We start from the raw sequence: 18,724 nt of genomic DNA on the forward strand, positions 1-18,724 counted from the left end.
TTTAATTTGAAATAAACATTTGAGTCCAGTAATGACTGTATCCAGAGCCAGATTGGGCATAACCTACCCCTAGCTTGTTAAATCCCGGATTTAAAATATTCGCCCGATGCCCCTCTGAATTCATCCAGCCATTCATAACCGCTTCCGGACTGGAATAACCGGCAGCAATATTTTCACCAGCCCCCTGGTAATTAATACCTAGTTCCGTCAGGACGGTAAAGCAGCTGCTTTGATTTGGTCGGGTGTGTGAGAACAACTGGATGATTTCTTCTGCTCTGATTTGCGCAGCCCGGGTTAAAGTGGCGTCACTCGTTACCAGGCCGAGATTTCTGGATGCCCGTTCCTTATTGACCAGGGCTATCACCTGAGCCTCAAAAGAAGGCGTGGTTGCCTCGATAAACGGCGTGTCCGTCTTTCCCGGAGCAGCGGTTCCCTTGGGCTGAACGACAATATAAATCCCTTCAAGGCGATAAGAATAGCCCTGGGAACCGGCACTTTCGCCATTTTTTGCCCAATCCAGCCAGCCATAGTTTTGGACATGAACCTGATAGTAAACATCAAACTGCTCGGCATTCACGCCGGTGAGTTTAATCTGGATCCCTTCCAGACGAAGGCTTTGGCCGGAGGTTCCGCTCATTTCCCCGTTACTTTTCCAACCTCTGGCAGTATCGGCCTCCCAGCCGATATTCTGAATATGGGTTTGATAGGTAATCCCCAAATCGGTTACCGGGGAATCAAGTTTGATTTCAATCCCTTCCAGGCGCAGACTTAAGCCCGAGGTTCCACTCATCTTACCATTTGACACAAAATCCTGCCAGCCGACATTCTGAACATGGGTACGATAACTGACATTTGGGGTGCTGGCGGCCAATATATTATTAGGCATAATCCCGATGCTGAGTACTAATGCAAATAAAAAATAGAAACACCATTTTGCAACTCGCTTCATCTTACTTTTTGGATGATCTAATCAAACGGTCATCCATCTCCTTTTTTATGTTATCTGTATTAATACCTATTATCGCATTAAATAATTAATCCTGAGTCGCAATGTCTTTATAATTCTGATTTTATCAATAGCCGTTTTGATTTTTTACCCAGTTTTTAAAAAATGAGATGGCACTGTCTGCCATTTGCCGATGGCCGGCCGGGCTCTGATGAATCCCGTCCAGATACAAATCCTTGTCGCTCCAATCGACGGCAGCTCTGAAATCCAGGGTTGAGATCTGGGATAATGCCGTATCGTCTCTTAACCACTGGCAGTAAGCCTCAATCATCCCCGCCGATTTTTTAAAATCGACCATCACTCCCCCTTCTTTAAAAGCCACCGGCAGATGAATCGGTGGCGGGATGGCAACAAAAACCTGAAGACCATTAGCGCTGGACTGATCAACCATGGTGATCATATTTTGGGCGGCACGCTCCCAACTGTGGTTAAAAAAGATATCATTATAACCACCCATCAGGATCACCCCATCGGGCTTTACATTAAAGACCTGTTTCTGGATTCGGTTCAGCATGCCGTCAGTGGTATCCCCGCTAACCCCGCGATTGACCATCTGGATTCCGGTCTTTTTTTCTGCAATTGTATGCCATTTTTCTTCCCGGGACACCTGATAACCAAAGGTCAGACTGTCCCCAAAACATATTATTTTCACGATTTTCTCCTTTTTTTCTGGAACAATTATTTGATTTTCAAATGTGATCATTCTTGCTCAACACCATTACTTTACTGTAAGCACAATGAATTGTTTGCATCATTTCAAAACCAAACTGAAAAAAATACTGATCCATCTCACATTTTAAAAAATCCTCAAAGGCTGCGGGTTCCAGTTTTTTAACGAGATAAAACGGGATTTTTTTTAACTGACTGACTGGTTCTTCCCATTCCACGACAATCAGTTTTCCGGCTGTTTTCAAAACTCTTCTGGCTTCCCCAAGCAACTTCCCCGCCAGATCAGGGCTGATCTCATGTAACACCAGCGATATCAGCACCACATCAAATTCCTCGTTTGGAAATTGCAGCTTTGACGCATCCGTATGAATCAGTTTGACGTTGGATATCTTCTCTTGTTCCAATTTAGCGGCCGCTTTTTTTAACATGGCTGCCGAAATATCAACACCGATCACTTTGGCATTTTTTCTTGCCCCAGCAATGGCAAACGCATTGGCTCCAGTTCCGGTACACATGTCCAAGATCTTTAATGGTTCATCACCTAATATCGAAATGACAGCATTTCGGGGACTGGAAGCCGCCTTTCTAAAGTAGGTTCGATCCAGTATATCGTAGACCTTCGCAGTAAATTGATAGTTTTCATCTGATTGCATTTTTTCTCACTTTCAAGGCGTGATCTGCCAAATTTCTCAGGCTCTAATTATCGCTCGTTTTCTTCACGGAATTCTTCTCTAAAGATGGAGTAAGCTTTGACATCCCGGATTTCACCGGTATATAGCTTTTCTGCTTGTCGGATTGTTCCTTCATAATAAAAACCACATTTTTCAATAACCCGCTGGGATCCCAAATTCGATGGGTAATGCACGACCGAGATCAGACAAAGGCCAAGGGTGTCAAAAGCATATGCCAGGACGGCTTTGGCAGCTTCGGTCATAATGCCCTGCCCCCAATAATCCTCGCTCAGTGCGTAGCCCAACATCCGTGCCTGATCGTTCTGGCGATGGGGATCTTCAATCAATCCGATTGAGCCAATGATCCTTTTGTCACGTTCAATTCCCCAGACGTTTTCCTGTCCAACAAATATTGTCTTCATGATCTCTGCTGTTTCTTGAATAGTTTCATGAGGCTTCCAGCCCGCCCGAGGCCCGACATTTTCGTTTTTAGAATAGGCAAAAACATCAGCGGTATCATCCATGGTTAAAGGTCTTAGCAGTAGGTTTTTTGTATTAATGCTCTTCATTTTATCCTCGCTCTTTTTATAACAATGTTTTTTAACCGAATGCTCTTTTTCTTGCTCTGCTTTATAGACTAAACTCAGCAGAACCTGGATATATTCATCAAAGTCTCCTAATTTTAAAATAATTGCCGCTCTGCTTTTTCCAGGTTTTTGACGATTTCAGCATATCTGCTGGTGGCAGATTCCGAAGGACATCCTTTTTGACAGAACCTAAAATGACTGATTTTTCGGTTGGGATGCTCAACTCTCAGCATCTGTTGATCATCCAGTTTTTGGCTGAGCGCCTCAAAAGCCGCTTTAAACCGTTGATCTTGTTGAGCCTTTGGATAAAAAGACAGCACATAAGTATAATAAAAAAGATTATACCTTAAAAATGGATATTCAACCTGATTAAACAGGCTTCCCATTCCATAATGACAGGGTCCCACCGGTGTTTTCACGGTCCAGTGATCAAGAAGGGTTTCCACGGCATCGTCCAGTTCTTTGCTGTCCAGATATTTTTTTGAAAATCGAAAGGCGTCCAAAGCCAGAAGTGTAACATTGGGATTTGAGAATTCCGTTTCCGGACCCCGGCCATAAATGAATTTATTACAGCGCCATCCGCCATCGTTAAAGCGATTGGCTAAGAGCCAGGCAAAGATCAATTGAACCCTTTTGTCCTCAGCATAACCATTACGACAAAGGGCGGCTGCCACATGCGCTGTATGACAGGGATAGATGGCACTCTTTGGTGCAATCCGCACCCGGCCATCTTCTCTGACTGCTGCCAGCACCAAGTCCGCCGCCCCCTGCAACGCCTCATGATCCGCTCTAATAGTTAATTCACTCATGATCATCAATGCTGTCAGGGTGCTGACTGGTTTTTCAATGCCGAGACGACCATCCGAGGTTGCCCAGAAGTCTGCCCCATTGTCATGGCGCATGGCCAGTAGTAAATCCAAGTCGGTTTTGTTGTTTTGTTGAATCATTTTTCACTACTCTCCTTTCGATTGAAAAAGTAATCGGTTTAAGATCAGTTGAGCTCGGTACCTGAGACTACCGAGTCCGTATAATATTGCCAGTTACAGAAAGATATCTGTAAAACTCTCCGATAAGCTGAAAGTTCTGTAAGCATTACGATTTCTGACTTTCATTTTTTGCCTCTATTTCAGTTCCGCTATAATCCCTGATGATGGCTTCGATCCCGGCAATGGTTTCGGCTTTACTGAGAACATAGTCGCTAGCCGGCAGGCTGTCAAAAAAGTCATCAAAGGCATGGATGATATTGGCTTCGTTAATGGCCAAGTGTTTAAAAATGGTTTCATCACCCCGCTGATAGTGGAGAATCAACCGGAGGGTGGGGTCTTCATTAGAAAATTCCACTGCCGAGCTCATAAATAGTCGATCCTCGTTGATGGCAAAACACTTTCGTTCATTGCCAACCAAATCGGCATGCAGTCGTTTAATCAGGTGCAGGCGTTCTTCAGCGGGAAAAGGATGAACCATTTCTTCGGGCAGATAAATATAGCCATCGGCCATAAATTGGCGTAAGTATTTCAGGGAAAAGACATCGACCATCCACTTGTTATCAGCCCGGAATTTATCATAAAACGGAATCACGGCCGCAAGTAGAGCCTCAAAATAAGGAAATTCCCGGTTTAACTGTTTTTCGATCATCTCATTAGTATAATAACGGGCAAAACAGGGTATCGGCTCCACCACATGTTTCATTGGGAGGGCTTCTTCCAGGGCGTAGATCTCAAAGAGATCCCGACTTTCCTGAATAAATGGATTACTACTTTCTAGGAGCTCGGAAAAACAACCATCATATACCTGATAAAGCCCCGCATCCCAATATACCACTGCGGTGGCGAGATCCTTTGACAGAGTGATCAATCGATCGGAAGTTAACAGATAATAGGGAAACACGCCACCATCAACCTGGGGTCTGTCGGATGATCGGTAATAAAAACGAGATTGATAATCGACATTGTTCAGCAGTGACAGCGCCGCCAGTTTTTTAAAGGCCAGCAGACTTTGATCAGCTTCTGATTCACTGCAATTTTGGGGAAAACTGACGATATCCTGTAATATTAGATTTTTTCCGGAGCCCATCATTTGCTGAAAAATGTAGTCATAGATGGCATCCCAGTCATACGTGATCACCTGCCGAATTTGTGGGGTCGCACTGGCAAAAATCTCGCAGTCAATAGCATTTTCCACCATTCGCAGGACATTGGTTTGTCCTCTGACAATCGCCATGCCATCGGTAGCCGTACTCTTTAAGGCTTCGCCGTTTTTTAAAGCGATTTCTTTTGAAAAAGGGATGGTGTGTTCGGTAAGTTCGGCAATCGTTTCGATCAGGCCGACGATGGCTTTCCGATTATAATAATTCCGCCGACCGACGGTTTCCATTTCCAGGAGATTTTTCAGTTCCGCTTCTTCCCCAGTCGACAGGCGCAACGCTTTGCACATGCCACTAAAAAAGGTTTTCGATGGCAGACGCTCGCCAGATTTTACCCGCTGCAGGGTCGAGCGGTTGATCTTTCCAATCTCCGCCAGAGATTGCACCGTTTCGCCGCTATCAAAAATTAGTTCTTCGATTCTTTGCGTAAATAATGACATGTTTAATTCTCCTTTTTTTGTGAGTTATCGCTTATAAGCTAGGCTTCCCCAATCATTAATTTGGCAGCCATATCAAAGGCCAATTCTTTATATTCTAAGTAGAACATCACCCCGATAATTATTAATCCACCGATCATAAATACCAGGTACATAATCCCCAAGCCCTTCAATCTTTTATTTCCGTTTGCTTTTCCATTTCTGTAATTCGTATAGGCCATTGTTCCAAAAGAGAAAATGAAGAGCGCAATGGGAATCAGGCTGTTAAAGATGTGTTGCTGAAATGGATCTATGTACTGCATCTTTTCTACGCTTTTTCGCCAAAATACGATTTTGCAATTTTATCCAATTGAGCGGCTATATCTGCGAAAGCCATATTCAAATCTAGCGTTTTTACACTAATGATATTACCACCCATCTTAAAATCACTGTCCGGCGTAATGTTTTCCTCGGTTTTGGCATATAATAGCATCCCCGCAACATTACCGGTATTGCCAACATCCAGATTTTTAACATAGGTAAAAATCTGGTATAGGTTGTTCGAATGTAGCGTCCGACTGTCATAATGAACCTGCATAGTATGGGCATAATATTTGGTATCGATAATAAGTATTTTCTCTCCGTTTCTTAATGTGATGTCAGTCTGCATAATCGGTAGAAAATGAAAAACGCCAGCGTCGAGGTTCCACTCTATCTGTGTCGCTGCCGCTCGCAGCTGGGGATGATGATATCGATAATACTCCAACACAAATTTTTCATACAGGCGCGACATCCGCTGCTCATCAAGAAATGTTGCCATTTTGAATTCACCTTTGTCAGTAGAGAGCAGCATCCCAACAAGGACAAAATAACATATGTTCAACAACATTTTATAAGTCTGATTGTTTCTTCGATACCTTAGCCTGTTCCATTTTATACAAGATGGTTCAATCATTTCGACACTGTTAAAAAAGAGCATTACTTTTTTCAGCGCTGTTCTGCGGTTGACATTCACAGATGGCTGTCGCAAAAGGATGATAGCTGTTGTTTTCAGGATCTGGTTAAATACATTATTTTCGGATAATGCATCATATTTACAGGTGATTTTTTGTTTTCGCTGTAATTTGCAAATGATTGTCCCGGGGACATCCAGTTTTCCGCGCATCACAGAGAGATTTTCGCATTCAGAAATATATTCCCGATATAAACCCTGCTTCAGTTGTTGCGCAATACCTCTGGCAAGGATAGCTGCAAAAAGATCATGGATGTTTTCAAATTCTTCCGACGCTACTTCATCGTAGTTTGATTGCTTTAGCACCTGAAATGCGTAAGTGAGCATGTAATAAATATTCCTGATGAAAATTCCTTTGTCATTAGTCACTGAAAACACCACGCAATATGTTTTCCCAGCGTTGCAGCTTTGCCGGCTCATCAAACCAATACTCGCTCAGCATCGGGAGAATGTCATATTCAACGACCTCCATCATCCACTCATCCGTACATTCACTCTGTTCGCAGAAGTAACTGTGACCAATCATGAAACCTTTTCCTAGCGAACTATCCGCAGCAATTTCTTTATTCAGTTCTTTGATTCTTTCTATTAAGGTATTGAACGTGTCATAATCGAATTTCGCCTGATAAGCTTTGAAACCATCAGCATTAAACCCTGTTTTCATTTCAAAGAAACTAAAGCGCCGACGCAGAGCATAATCGATCATCGCAAGGCTGCGGTCGGCGGTGTTCATCATCCCGATGATGTATAAATTTTTCGGTACTGTAAACGGCTTTCCACTATAGTCATAAGCAAGTGTTATCTTTTCGCCCCGGTAACTCTTTTCAATAAGCATAAGCAGCTCACCGAAAATTTTGCTCATATTGCCACGATTAATTTCATCGATGATAAAAAAGAACGATTTATCAGGTGCGTTTGCTGCTTTTTGACAGAAACGATAAAAAATCCCCTTTTGCAACTCAAAACCTTCCCCCTGGGGCTTGTAACCCATGATGAAATCCTCGTAGGAATAGTTTTGATGGAACTGGATAAATTCAATACGGTTATCGTCTTTCTCATTCATCATGGCGTAAGCCAGACGTCTGGCCGCAAAGGTCTTACCAACACCTGGAGCTCCTTGCAAAATCAGATTTTGCTTATTCTTTAATAGCGAGACCAGGGTATCAAATCGTTCGCCTGTCATATAAACTTCTGCCAGAAATTTATCTTTGGAATAAGCTTCGATGGGTCCAGCTCGAGCAACAGGATTTTCCTCACGAACCATATCTATGATAAAATCAAATTCGCCCTTGGTTAGCTTAAAAAGACTGCCTTGTGGATTTGTGAAGTACTCCATGCGCTCCAGCTCCAGGCAGTTTTTCAGTGTTGCATAGGCAATGGGTATGGTGAGTCCCTCAATTTTTTCAAAATAAAGATTTTTGCCATCATTTTCCTGCGTTACTTTCGCAAGTGCCACAACTTGTTTCACTGGTTGAGATTCGTATCCAATGATGAGATCACCGGCTTTAGCGTCCAAAAAGTTTTGGAAAATACGACGTTTGTTGCCGTTATCGTTGTACAGAGTATAACTCTGTATCTCGCCAATGTCGATATCAGAAAAGCTCCAGATTTTAGGATTAGCATTCAGCCACCAATATCCATTAGCATCTGGAATTTTAGTCGTCGGAGAAACCAGTGACACTTCGGATAAATCAAACTGCTCCAATGCTTTACACAGTTCATCACGCAATTTCCATATGTAGCTACCCTTTGTGCGTTTATCTGCATACCTGCCGACATACAGAATCGGCCACCACTTTGAATTATCAGTATCCGTAGTCATAACCGGACATTTTGTCGCATCGGCAATGCGCTTAGCCAGCGAAGATGACCCAATATTATAAAAATTACTTGTTTCGCCATACTTTATAGCAAGCTGTGTGCAGGTGGCCATCCCGCCATAATCTTTCATGCGCTTCATGATTTCAAGACTATTTTTTGCAAATACATTTTCATCTGCAAGCAAGGCCAACCATTCATCAACTGAGATATTAGGGCTATAATCTGTCGGGAACCACTCGGCGGTATCCCCATTTTTTGAATAGAAATGGGAATTAAAGTAAAGAACATCAATCGTTAACGTTTTTAAAGCGGCATCTGGATAGCAGGTATCTGTGAGGTTGGATTTTAGCTGTTCTATCAGGGAATCATCATTGTGCAATTGATCACAGATTTCATTATAAAGATTGAAGCCTCCAACAAGATTAGCAGAGGTTGCCCCTTTTTTCGGCACAAAGTCACTTCCCAGTGCCTTTGCCATCGCATGACATTCTGAATATTTATAGATATAATATTTATCCGGGTAGCGAAGCCAAAGGTAGGTGCTGATTGAGTTTGAATTCTGATAATGCTGCTTCCAAGTGCCCTCACCGTATTTGAACCTGATAGCCTCAGCATCCGACTGAAATTTTTCGACTCTTTCAACCATATCCTTTGCTTCATCAAAAAGGTTGATAAACATCGCTCTGGTCGCTTCGGAATCAGCCTGAGCAAAATCTTTTATCATACCTCGCGGGAAATTATTTGTAGAAGCAAGTAAGTTGGATGTTTTCCCTGTCGCCATGTGAAACATTTCAGCAAAATTCAGAGTAGTGATATCCCAGTGATCTTGGAAGCACTTGATCGCCTCCCATTTGTATTTCTCGTCTGCCCAGTGGATCGGGAAATGTTTTTTATATGCCGCCAATACTGCTGCTAAACTATCTGTGTTTATCATCATCTTCCTCCTTATCTAATACTTGATCTAAACTATTTATTCTTACCGCCATCGTACTTGATAAACCAGTCCGTAACTGGCTGACTTTCAATTGGTTATGGTTCTGACGATCATTGCTATCACCTATTTTGCTCTGACATATTCGATAGCTTCCTTGCCGGTAATGTATTCGACGTCAATGGCAACTAGGTAAGTTTCGGTGCATTCGGTTATTTCTTTTTGTTTGGCAGCTTCCGGCTGATCGCCGGAATACTTTTCGATTAAGGCTTTAAAAGCACTTTGCCATTCGTCGCCTTCCACCATTCTTGCCTGTCCAAAAGCGATGACACTTCGAAAATAGGTGGTGTACTCGGCACTGACAATTCTATCCTCATCAATAACCGCAAAAGACACTTTCGGATTTTAAAAAATAGCATCGATTTTATGCCCAGCTTTAGCGGAGTGAAAATAGATTTTATCATTATAATAAACGTAGCTGAGAGGCACAGCATAAGGATAGCCATCATCACCAAAACAGGCCAGAACTCCGTTTGTGCAACGGTTCAAGACGGCGATGGTATCTTCCCGTGATAATAATTGTTTGTATCTTCGCATTTTTCTGAACATGGTTTTACCTCGTTTAAATGTTTGCATCCCAAAACATCATTCAAAGCTTTATTATGATTCCTTGGAATAATTTAACCTACACTTCCATATAGGAATCAATTTCGAGTATATACAATAACACGATTACTACTACCAATTTGTTTAGATTCTATTAGAGTATTGGCATTAAAATTATAGACATATCGGTCGGGAGGGTTTACATCCATTTCAACTTTTTGAAACGCCGTACTTCCAGAACTCGTTGTGTATGGTTTGTAATAGTTCCACTTGTAAGCTTCAATTGTCCCAGATTTTCCATCTCGACTGATTGAAACAATCCGATAGCGATATTCATGCCATTTCATACCCAACCACAATAGACCAGATTCTACATTTGGCTCTCTGATCTTTAGGTGAGGTCCAGCAACGTTCAATGATTGATTACACCAATCGCCTTTAATATTATTTAAGAACGCATCGACACTGACATATGGTGTCGTAGTTGCTCCTGGAGCCACACTTCCTTTTGGAAAAACAAGGATATTTATTCCTTCTAAACGTAAACCTAATCCCTGGGTGCCCGCTTCTGCTCCATTTTTAGCCCAATCGAGCCAACCATAGTTTTGAGCATGAACCTGATAATAAATATCAAACAATTCAGCATCTGAACCGGTCAGATTAACCCGGATCGCTTCAAGACGAAGGCCTTGTCCAAAGGTCCCGCTCGTGACACCATCTGCTTTTGATCCCTGCCAACCAATATTTTGTACATGGGTGCTGTATGATACTCCCACATCGTAACCCTGCTGATCTAGTTTTATTTCAATCCCTTCGAGACGGAGACCTTTTCCTGAAGTGCCGCTCATATCACCATTGCTTTTCCAGTCCTGCCAGCCCTCGTTTTGAACATGGGTGCGATATAAACACAATGGGGTTGTCATTGCATCGGTGCTGACTGATACTGCTTCCTCACTAAGTTGAACATTGTCTTCAGCAACTATAGGTATTTGAACATCAGATTTTTCTTGAGTTTCTGCCATCACTCCCATTGGAATAGCGGTTAACAACAGCATGAGAGTTAATAATAAACCAATAACGAACTGAATTTTATTTTTCATTTCTTCCTACCTTGTAATTTTATTTTCGTCGACATCTTTTAATCATACAATTGATGTTGACATTATCCCATAAACCCATTAACAACAGGGTACAGGTCTTGATTAAACTGAACAAGTCACTGCCATTCTTTTTTATCTATGCCAATGCGATTAGGTTAAATTTTTTTCAGAAGTATTTTTTGAAAACTCTGCTTGCCAGAAACACATGTCCATCAATTTCATTGGTGGATAATCATAACCTGAACGTTTTAATTCTAATCGAATCGATTCGAATTCCTCTTCATTGTTTAGATAATAGTTAGCTAATTCTGATAATGAGGCATGACCAAACACAGATGTTGAAAAGAAATTGTTTTTCAGACCATCTATAAAAAAGCGATCATAGGCTAAAGTGCATCTAAAATTTCTCTTGCTGTAACCTCACGACCACATTTCATACAGTATTCCAAAATCATTTCTTTTTTTCCCATAACTTTACCTCTTTCATTTGCAAAATCTTGGTTATCTAAATTGTATTACGTATCTTTTCTTTTCTTTCCTCACCCAATCCGCACCGCATTCTCCTTAACCGCCTTGACAATTTCCACCAGCCGCTGCTGTTTGGACAGATCGAACAGCTTGCCGAAGCTCTGGGGTTTGTCAAAGGGCGGTTTCATCAGTTCGGTGACGTTTTCGATGTAGCCGTTCTGGACCACGTAGTCGATGACCTTGCGAACAAAGACGAACTGGGATTGGTTCAGGGTCTGGTCGTCGATAAAGTCTGAGAAGGCCGCCATCGCCGCCTGGGGTTCCAGTTTGGCGATCTTGCGGAACAGCAGGCCAAAAGGCGTTTCGCCGAATTCGCACTGTTAATCAGCCTTGCTGCCCAGTTCTTTGGTGAGGATGTGCTCCAGCACCTGGTCAGTCCATCTGGGACAGGGAGATATTTTTGCGCAGTTTCTGAATCGCCAGGGTATCCTGATGGTCATTGACATCGCAGTTTACCTTCATTTTATAATCGCCGTAGTCATAGGCCGCTTCCATCACCAATCCCTCGTTGCGGTTGAGAATCGGATCATAGAGGCTGGTGATGACCGGAGACTTTTCCTGGCCCTCTTCAATGATAAACTTGATCAGCTCGCAGAGTTCCTGCCTCACTTTTTCAAAGGCCAGCAGATCCCCAGCGGCCCAGAATTCATCAGTGGTGACGGTCTGGATCAGCGGCAACCGGGTCTGGATCTGGGGGATGGTGATTTTCTTCTCCAGCTCGTTCATCAGGCCGCAAAGCTGACGCTTGGCGGTGTTATAGGTCTGCAGAGCTTCTATCTGGCTCAGCATCAGGCCGTAGATCAAGTTGTCGAAACGCTTGGCCGGCTCGTCGCTGTCTGCCATAAAATACCAACGGCGCAATTTCATGAACCAGGGCACCCTGATCCTGCTCGCTCAGACAGATGTAGGCACCACTCTGCCGAAACTGCTCGACAAGCCGTCGTTTTAAACTGACCGCTTATCAGCTCAGGGTTCAGGCTCTGCACTTGGGTCAGCACCGTTTTTGTCAGCTCCCGACGCCAGTGCAGATAGTTGTCCGCGGCAAAGGCGCTAACCTGAAGGTGACGCATCAGTCGCTACCCGTTTGGCAAAGATGGCCTCACTGAGAGACCCGGTCTCGCAGCTCTCGATGCCCTCCTTATGGGCCCGGACAAACTCAAAATTGCCAGATAGTCAAAGATAAAAAAGCGCCGCTTGTCGGCATAGCTGCCGTCGATCAGATCAGCGCAGTCCAGTCCCTGACAAAGCCTCGTACCCCGGCAGATCATCTGCCAGAACTTAGTCTTCGAGCGGGCTTTTTTTAACAGCACCAGATTGACGCATTCCGGGACATCGATACCAGTATCCATCATATCCACCGACACGGCGATGAATGGTTTTTTTTCGGCGATTTTGAAATCGTCAATGATCGTCTGGGCGTAGCTGTCCTCACAGGTGATCCGCTTGGCAAAGCCGCCTTTAAGATGGGGATAAAGGTGGTTGAACCGTTTCAGAATAAACTCAGCGTGTTGTTTATTCTGGGTAAAAATAATGGTCTTGCCAATCCGGTCACCGCCGGCCACATGGATGGCGTTGAGCATGGTGGGATAGGCGGAAAAGACAATCCGCGCGTTTTTATCCTCGCAATTGGACAACAGATTGCACAGCGACAGATGGGGCAGATAATTCTGGAGGCGGTCCGGGTTTTGCCGGTGCCAGTGGCCATTACCAGCAGGTTTTTGCGATGGCCCTGAGCGATGCTGTTGCACACCGCCTTAATGGCTTCTTTCTGATAATAACGGTCGGTGATAGCGTTGCTGATCACCACGGTGTTCAGATCCCGCTGCTCCTGGTGCTGATCCTTCTCGGCGGTATACTGCTGGGATAGAGCCGCAATTTTTAAACGCAGGGCTTCGATCTCACTGTCCTTCTGGGTCAGCAGGCTTTCCTGCACCCGGATTTTGACCGTATCCACCTCCACCTTCTGCTGAGGAATGGCGGCCTCATCAAAGCGCCGTTCGCGATAGTCTGACCCGTAGCAGTAATCGATCCATTGGGCAAACTCAAACAAACCCCGCAGGTCCAGGACGGCATCGCTGCCGGAGATATTTTTTTCGGTATGGATCGCCAGATTGCCAGCTTGATGATAAAGGGCATCTTTTTCCTGGTGTCATAGACCACGACATAACGGAAGCTGGTTTCTTGGATCAGCGACTGGAGGTTGTCCTTATAGGGCATCTCAATGGTCGTATCCACCGCATAGACGCACTTCACCGCCAGCTCCAGAGCCTTCCGGCAACCCACCGCCGACATCGCCGGTGAAGACGCAAACACCCGCTCAGCCTCAGGGCAAGCATTGGCGAACAGGGCGTATTCTTTTTGAGTAATCAGGCATTCATAATTTGATGGCATAAGGTTACCTCGTTTTGATATTTGTTTTCTTCTGACTGATATCTGCGTATTATCACTTGAGAACTATTTTACCGGCTTCTTTCCTTCAATCTTCTGTTGGGTAACTTTCAGGCTTTCAATGAAATCCTTCTCCACCTGAGAAAGCTCGGATTTTGTTTTATCCCGGTACTTTTCATACTCCAGTTCTGCTTTAATTTTGGCCTGGTCATGACTTATTTTTCCGGCATTGCTCAGTAATTCACTACCACTCATTTTAATGAAATCATCCTGTTTGGCAATCCAGTCTTTCATATACATGGGTTTCTGTCGAATTGCCTGGAGTTCGGCAAATTCCAAATACGCAGTGACCAATCGGTTTAAGATATTGATTTCGTCTTCATTGAGATAGTTTTTAGCGATGCTGGCATCAGCTTTTCTGAGCTGTCCGCCTTCAAAAGCCGTCATTCCCATAAATTCTTTTTCTGCGTTTGATCGTATATAAACAATCTCAGCCGCAGTATGACCATGGGCAGCAAAATGCATTTTGTTCTGGATCGTTTTGAAAAATGCCCGGGTGATTTCGGAGTTGGGTTCATAGTCGATGCTGGTGGCATAAATATCCAAAATCTGACGGTAAAAAACTTTCTCACTGGAGCGAATGTCCCGGATTCGTTCCAGCAGTTCTTTGAAATAATTCCCGCCGCCTACCTGCTTGAGCAGATCATCATTCATGGCAAAACCTTTAATAATGTATTCCTTCAGCCGTTGAGTAGCCCAGATGCGAAACTGAGTGCCGCGGTGAGATTTAACCCGGTAGCCTACGGAGATGATGACGTCGAGGTTGTAGAAATTCACATTGTAGGTTTTACCGTCTGATCCAGTTGTTCGGAATTTCCGAACAACTGATGATTCTTCTAGTTCCCCCTCTTCAAAAATATGTTTGATGTGTTCACTAATATTGGATTTGCTGCTTTGAAATAGTTCAATCATCTGCGCCTGGCTTAACCAGACGGTATTACCATCCATAGTGACTTCAATCTTAGTCTGTCCGTCGTCCGTCTGGTATATAAGTATTTCAGATTGGTTCACGATAATTACCTCGTATTTTTATTTTAATGACTTTGGAATTTTTGAAAACAGCATCAGCAGCGCTGGCCTAGCTTAACCAAGTCACTCAGATTTACACGCCCTGTTTTACCGCAAAAAAGACGGCAAAGTTTAAATATTTGAAAATACAATCGGCTTTGGAAAATCCTTCCGCAAGGAGCCAGTCCATCTGCTCGTTCAGGGGGGCGGTTTGATCAAACGAAGTGCGGTGATAGTAAGCCTGCAGTTCGTCATCCGGAATTTGTCTTGTTTTGACAAAATCATGCCAGATGCTGATAAACTGGGCTTCGATTTCCGGATCAGGACTTAACACCTGATCGGCATTGACAAAGATTCCCTGCGGTTTAAGGTTTGCAAAACAGCTCTTATAAAGCCCCTGCTTCTTTTCATTCGCCAGGTGGTGGATCGATAGCGCCGATACAATGGCGTCGTATTTTTCAGAAAACTGATGGGACGTATAGTCAGCAGCGATATAGTCAATCTGCTCCAAACCGGCAAAGCGTTCCCGGGCCAGATCGAGCATGTTTTCGGCCTGATCAATTAAGGTAATCTGCGCCTGGGGGTAGGCTGCCAGCACAAAGGCCGATAACAGACCGGTGCCGGCACCGAGATCGAGAATCTTTGGCGAGGCGGTATCAAATTGCAGAACTGAAATTGCTGACTGGTAAAAGGTATCATAGCTGGGGATGAAATGCCGTCGGTTGGCATCGTAATCCTGGCTGTATTGGTTGAAAACGTCTTTTAAATGCATTGCTTCTCCTCTTTTCGTTGTATTGAATGGCAGGTTTTTTTAATATAATGATTAGAAAAATCTAATCACAGATTTTCGCCAAAAGTAAAAAAATGGCTTCGATACCTTCCTTTGGCTTATTAAAGCCATTTGATCCTTTCTCTTTGGCTTCTCAAAGGCTTCTTTTTTGTTCACCCCCTTCTCTTTTTATGATAAATATCACATATTATCAAACAAAGCTGACTCATTTAATATAATCTTCTGAAAGATGCCTCGCTTTGTCTTGTCTTCTTTGGGATACATGAACGCCTTCGACAGCGGGTTTGCTTGTCCCATATTTTACATCTGCAACCACATCACGTATGGCGCCAGTTTTCCAGCTCTTTTTCATCTAGTGACCGGATAAACAATCAAATAGGTCAGCTCTTCGATGACGGTGAGGGGGTTGCTGATCCCCCCGGCCCAGATATCGGTCCATATTTTATCGACTTTGTTTTTTACTTCGGCTATGATCATTTTTTCTCTTGATTTCCTGTGTCTATTATATTTGCCGTGGCAAATTTTGATTTTTGCATTCGCTTATAATTATACGCCTTTTAGCAAAAAATGGCTATTGTAAATTGTACTTTTTCCGCCACGCTTTTTCCCCACTTTCACTTTTATTAGCACATGTCAACGTTTTGCCAGGTGCTCGGCCGACAACTGGAAAAATCTCGGCGGACTGCAGCAAAACCACAACGATGGCCCTTTAATTAAGACTCCTTTGATAAAATCCCAATAAAGAATGGTTATCGCAGGTAAACGATGGCGAGGAGGTGTCTCATGAAAATAATGTCAGTTATCGGTCTGCTCAGTGCGTTGCTGTTTTGGTTAGTATGGCCCGTTCCCCTTCACGCCCAGGCTGCCGTTCCCGCCTCCCTGGGGGCTGCTTATTGCGGCCACATTCAGGATTATGGGGATCTGCCAGCTGATAACGGCGTCGTCGTGAACGGCGGCCTGCTGGGCACTACCGGTGAAGGCAAACGGATTGAAGGGCTGACAGTCGAGTTAACCGGAGCTGCCGCAGCCACCGAGAATTACCATATCCGCTATAATGTCCATATAGAAAATGAGGGCTGGCAGGCGAGCACTGACGAACCGCTCAGTTGGAAAAATGATAGTGACTTTGCCGGTTCCCAGGGCAAAAGTCAGCGGTTGGAAGCGATTCAGCTCCAACTCACTGACGCCGCTGGACAACCAGTAACTGATTATGCCGTTGAATACCGGGTTCATATTCAGGATTACGGCTGGTCTCAAGGCTGGAAAAAAGACGGGGCCATCGCCGGAACAACAGGCGAATCCAAACGGCTGGAAGCCATCCAGATCCGGATTGTGCCCAAATTTACAAGTAGTCTCGATCCCGCTGTCTTTAAAACTTCCAGCCATCGCCTCGGCCAGACCCAGTTCAAGCCCGAAAACGTGGCGGTTAACGATGGCCAGTTGGTAATTACCATCCCGGCGGGGACAATGACCAGCGGCGAAGTTTCCAGCACCGATTTAAAAAGCTATGGCAGTTATGAGATTTCCATGAAACTGCCCGATGCGCCATCGAGCATCACCGGTTTTTTCCTCTATGCACCACCGGACTATGATCAGGAAATCGACATCGAAATCTATAATCATCCGGATGGTAAAATCATGTTTACCAGCTACGCCAATGGCGGTCTGACCGAATCGGTGACAAAAGATCTGAATTTTGACCCAACCGCCGATTTTCATCACTACCGGATTAATTACCAGCCGGACACCATCGATTTTTACGTCGACGATATTCTGCTGACCCGCTTTAGCGAGGGGATACCCCACAACCCGATGTATCTGATGGTCAATGCCTGGTTTCCCGACTGGCTTGATAAAAAACCACCAGCCCAAACTCAGCAGCTGCTGATCGATTGGATCCACTATTAAAAAAAGCTGCGGCAACCTAATTTCTGATAAGGTTGTCGCAGCTTTATTTTTACCTGATGAGCAATGGATCACTCCAGCCTTCTGAGCAGATCGTCCGATAAATTGACGAATCGCCCCTCTTAATAAATCATCACAGTCAATCAAAACGCTGTTAAATATTATTTTCGCCATTCTTCACAATTCTTCCATTGACTTCCCCTTTTTTAATCGCTAAACTTAAAAAAAGACCCATTCCGCTGGGAATGGGATAATCTGCGAAAGAAGGTCATCATCGTGCAGGAAAAAACTTTTACCTCCCCCCGGGGCACCGTTCATTATTGGATCGCCCAACACTGCGATCCCCAGGCAGTTTGTCTGGTGTTTACCCACGGACTTACTGCCAATCACTGGATGTTTGATCACCAGGTTGCTTATTTTAGAAAACATTACACCGTCATCAGCTGGGATCTGCCTCTCCATGGCGCTTCCCGTCCCTATGCGGATTTTTCATTTCACCATGTCGCCACAGATCTGGATGCCATCCTCCGTCAAGAAAGTATCCCTGCAGCGGTGCTCATCGGACAATCGTTGGGGGGCTATGCCTGTCAGCAGTATGCCCTGAATTTTCCGGAAAAGGTATTGGCCTTTGTCGGGGTGGATACCTCTCCTTTTGGTCTTTCCTACTATTCTCAGTCTGACAAATTCTGGGTGCGGCAGGTCGAGTGGATGTCCCGCTGTTATCCCCATAATAAACTGGTGACGGCTATTGCCAAAGAGGTTGCTCATACCAAACGGGGATTTGATAATATGATGGCGATGCTAAAACCCTATGGCAAGAAGGAACTCTGCCGCATCATGGGGATCGCTTATGCCAGCTTTCTCCGGGAAAACCAGGATACGGCGTTTAACTTCCCGGTGCTGCTGACGCTGGGCGAATATGACCGCTTCGGCAAAGTCCCCCAATACAACTGGGCCTGGGCGGCCAAAACCGGCTATCCCCTGAAAATCATCCCCGCTGCCGGTCATAATGGCAATGTCGACAATCCCGTTGTTTTTAATGCGGTGGTTGAAGATTTTCTGGATACCTATCATCTTATCTAA

General features: G+C 44.3%; 19 protein-coding genes and 2 pseudogenes. 2 read left to right on the plus strand and 19 right to left on the minus strand.

The window, feature by feature from the left end:
- Position 1: 1 nt before the first annotated feature.
- The 19 genes and pseudogenes from Q7J41_RS17225 to Q7J41_RS17295 form a co-directional block, all read right to left on the minus strand.
- Complete coding sequence (locus Q7J41_RS17225) at positions 2 to 949, minus strand: CAP domain-containing protein (RefSeq protein WP_304889676.1); 948 nt, start codon at positions 947 to 949, stop codon at positions 2 to 4.
- A gap of 124 nt (positions 950 to 1,073) precedes the next feature.
- A complete protein-coding gene (locus Q7J41_RS17230) occupies positions 1,074 to 1,658 on the minus strand; it encodes a GDSL-type esterase/lipase family protein (RefSeq protein ID WP_304889677.1) in 585 nt (194 codons plus the stop codon).
- A gap of 37 nt (positions 1,659 to 1,695) precedes the next feature.
- Positions 1,696 to 2,328, minus strand: a complete 633-nt coding sequence (locus Q7J41_RS17235) for a class I SAM-dependent methyltransferase (RefSeq protein ID WP_304889678.1) — start codon at positions 2,326 to 2,328, stop codon at positions 1,696 to 1,698.
- Between the two features lie 47 nt (positions 2,329 to 2,375).
- Positions 2,376 to 2,915: a GNAT family N-acetyltransferase gene (locus Q7J41_RS17240; RefSeq protein WP_304889680.1), complete on the minus strand. Its 540-nt coding sequence runs from the start codon at positions 2,913 to 2,915 to the stop codon at positions 2,376 to 2,378.
- A gap of 113 nt (positions 2,916 to 3,028) precedes the next feature.
- On the minus strand, positions 3,029 to 3,880 hold the full coding sequence (locus Q7J41_RS17245) for a prenyltransferase (protein ID WP_304889681.1): 852 nt from the start codon (positions 3,878 to 3,880) through the stop codon (positions 3,029 to 3,031).
- Between the two features lie 145 nt (positions 3,881 to 4,025).
- Positions 4,026 to 5,516: a hypothetical protein gene (locus Q7J41_RS17250; protein ID WP_304889682.1), complete on the minus strand. Its 1,491-nt coding sequence runs from the start codon at positions 5,514 to 5,516 to the stop codon at positions 4,026 to 4,028.
- A gap of 38 nt (positions 5,517 to 5,554) precedes the next feature.
- Positions 5,555 to 5,815, minus strand: coding sequence for a hypothetical protein (locus Q7J41_RS17255; protein WP_304889683.1), 261 nt, complete (start codon positions 5,813 to 5,815; stop codon positions 5,555 to 5,557).
- Between the two features lie 5 nt (positions 5,816 to 5,820).
- Positions 5,821 to 6,924, minus strand: coding sequence for a 5-methylcytosine-specific restriction endonuclease system specificity protein McrC (mcrC, locus tag Q7J41_RS17260; RefSeq protein WP_370651035.1), 1,104 nt, complete (start codon positions 6,922 to 6,924; stop codon positions 5,821 to 5,823).
- Entirely contained in the window at positions 6,866 to 9,262 is a 2,397-nt protein-coding gene (locus Q7J41_RS17265) for an AAA family ATPase (RefSeq protein ID WP_370651036.1), read from the minus strand. Before Q7J41_RS17265 ends, mcrC begins: the two co-directional genes overlap by 59 nt.
- Positions 9,263 to 9,382: 120 nt before the next feature.
- Positions 9,383 to 9,865: pseudogene (locus Q7J41_RS17270) on the minus strand (pyridoxamine 5'-phosphate oxidase family protein).
- Between the two features lie 95 nt (positions 9,866 to 9,960).
- Positions 9,961 to 10,962, minus strand: coding sequence for a hypothetical protein (locus tag Q7J41_RS17275; RefSeq protein WP_304889685.1), 1,002 nt, complete (start codon positions 10,960 to 10,962; stop codon positions 9,961 to 9,963).
- 539 nt (positions 10,963 to 11,501) lie between these two features.
- Positions 11,502 to 11,738, minus strand: coding sequence for a type I restriction-modification enzyme R subunit C-terminal domain-containing protein (locus Q7J41_RS17830; protein ID WP_370651037.1), 237 nt, complete (start codon positions 11,736 to 11,738; stop codon positions 11,502 to 11,504).
- A 124-nt stretch (positions 11,739 to 11,862) separates the two neighbouring features.
- A complete protein-coding gene (locus tag Q7J41_RS17835) occupies positions 11,863 to 12,357 on the minus strand; it encodes a hypothetical protein (RefSeq protein WP_370651038.1) in 495 nt (164 codons plus the stop codon).
- Positions 12,358 to 12,566: 209 nt separating this feature from the next.
- On the minus strand, positions 12,567 to 13,070 hold the full coding sequence (locus tag Q7J41_RS17840) for a helicase-related protein (protein WP_370651039.1): 504 nt from the start codon (positions 13,068 to 13,070) through the stop codon (positions 12,567 to 12,569).
- The gene (locus Q7J41_RS17845) at positions 12,980 to 13,444 is read right to left on the minus strand and encodes a DEAD/DEAH box helicase family protein (protein ID WP_370651040.1); all 465 of its coding nucleotides are present in this window, start codon (positions 13,442 to 13,444) and stop codon (positions 12,980 to 12,982) included. The genes Q7J41_RS17840 and Q7J41_RS17845 overlap by 91 nt, the downstream gene beginning before the upstream one ends.
- Positions 13,405 to 13,881 (minus strand): hypothetical protein, encoded by a 477-nt coding sequence (locus Q7J41_RS17850; protein WP_370651041.1) that lies wholly within the window; start codon positions 13,879 to 13,881, stop codon positions 13,405 to 13,407. Before Q7J41_RS17850 ends, Q7J41_RS17845 begins: the two co-directional genes overlap by 40 nt.
- A gap of 63 nt (positions 13,882 to 13,944) precedes the next feature.
- Positions 13,945 to 14,952, minus strand: coding sequence for a virulence RhuM family protein (locus Q7J41_RS17285; RefSeq protein WP_370651044.1), 1,008 nt, complete (start codon positions 14,950 to 14,952; stop codon positions 13,945 to 13,947).
- A gap of 88 nt (positions 14,953 to 15,040) precedes the next feature.
- Positions 15,041 to 15,718 carry a trans-aconitate 2-methyltransferase gene (locus Q7J41_RS17290; RefSeq protein ID WP_304889686.1) on the minus strand — a complete coding sequence of 226 codons (678 nt, stop codon included), beginning with the start codon at positions 15,716 to 15,718 and terminating at the stop codon, positions 15,041 to 15,043.
- A 353-nt stretch (positions 15,719 to 16,071) separates the two neighbouring features.
- Positions 16,072 to 16,213 (minus strand): annotated as a pseudogene (locus Q7J41_RS17295) (type I restriction-modification system subunit M N-terminal domain-containing protein); the annotation flags it as partial.
- Between the two features lie 306 nt (positions 16,214 to 16,519).
- Between Q7J41_RS17295 and Q7J41_RS17300 the strand changes: the two are divergent.
- Together Q7J41_RS17300 and Q7J41_RS17305 are read left to right on the plus strand one after the other, a co-directional pair.
- A complete protein-coding gene (locus tag Q7J41_RS17300) occupies positions 16,520 to 17,644 on the plus strand; it encodes a family 16 glycosylhydrolase (protein WP_304889687.1) in 1,125 nt (374 codons plus the stop codon).
- Positions 17,645 to 17,917: 273 nt separating this feature from the next.
- The gene (locus tag Q7J41_RS17305; RefSeq protein ID WP_304889688.1) at positions 17,918 to 18,724 is read left to right on the plus strand and encodes an alpha/beta fold hydrolase; all 807 of its coding nucleotides are present in this window, start codon (positions 17,918 to 17,920) and stop codon (positions 18,722 to 18,724) included.

Source organism: Acetobacterium sp. (assembly GCF_030652775.1).
Lineage (GTDB): Bacteria > Bacillota > Clostridia > Eubacteriales > Eubacteriaceae > Acetobacterium.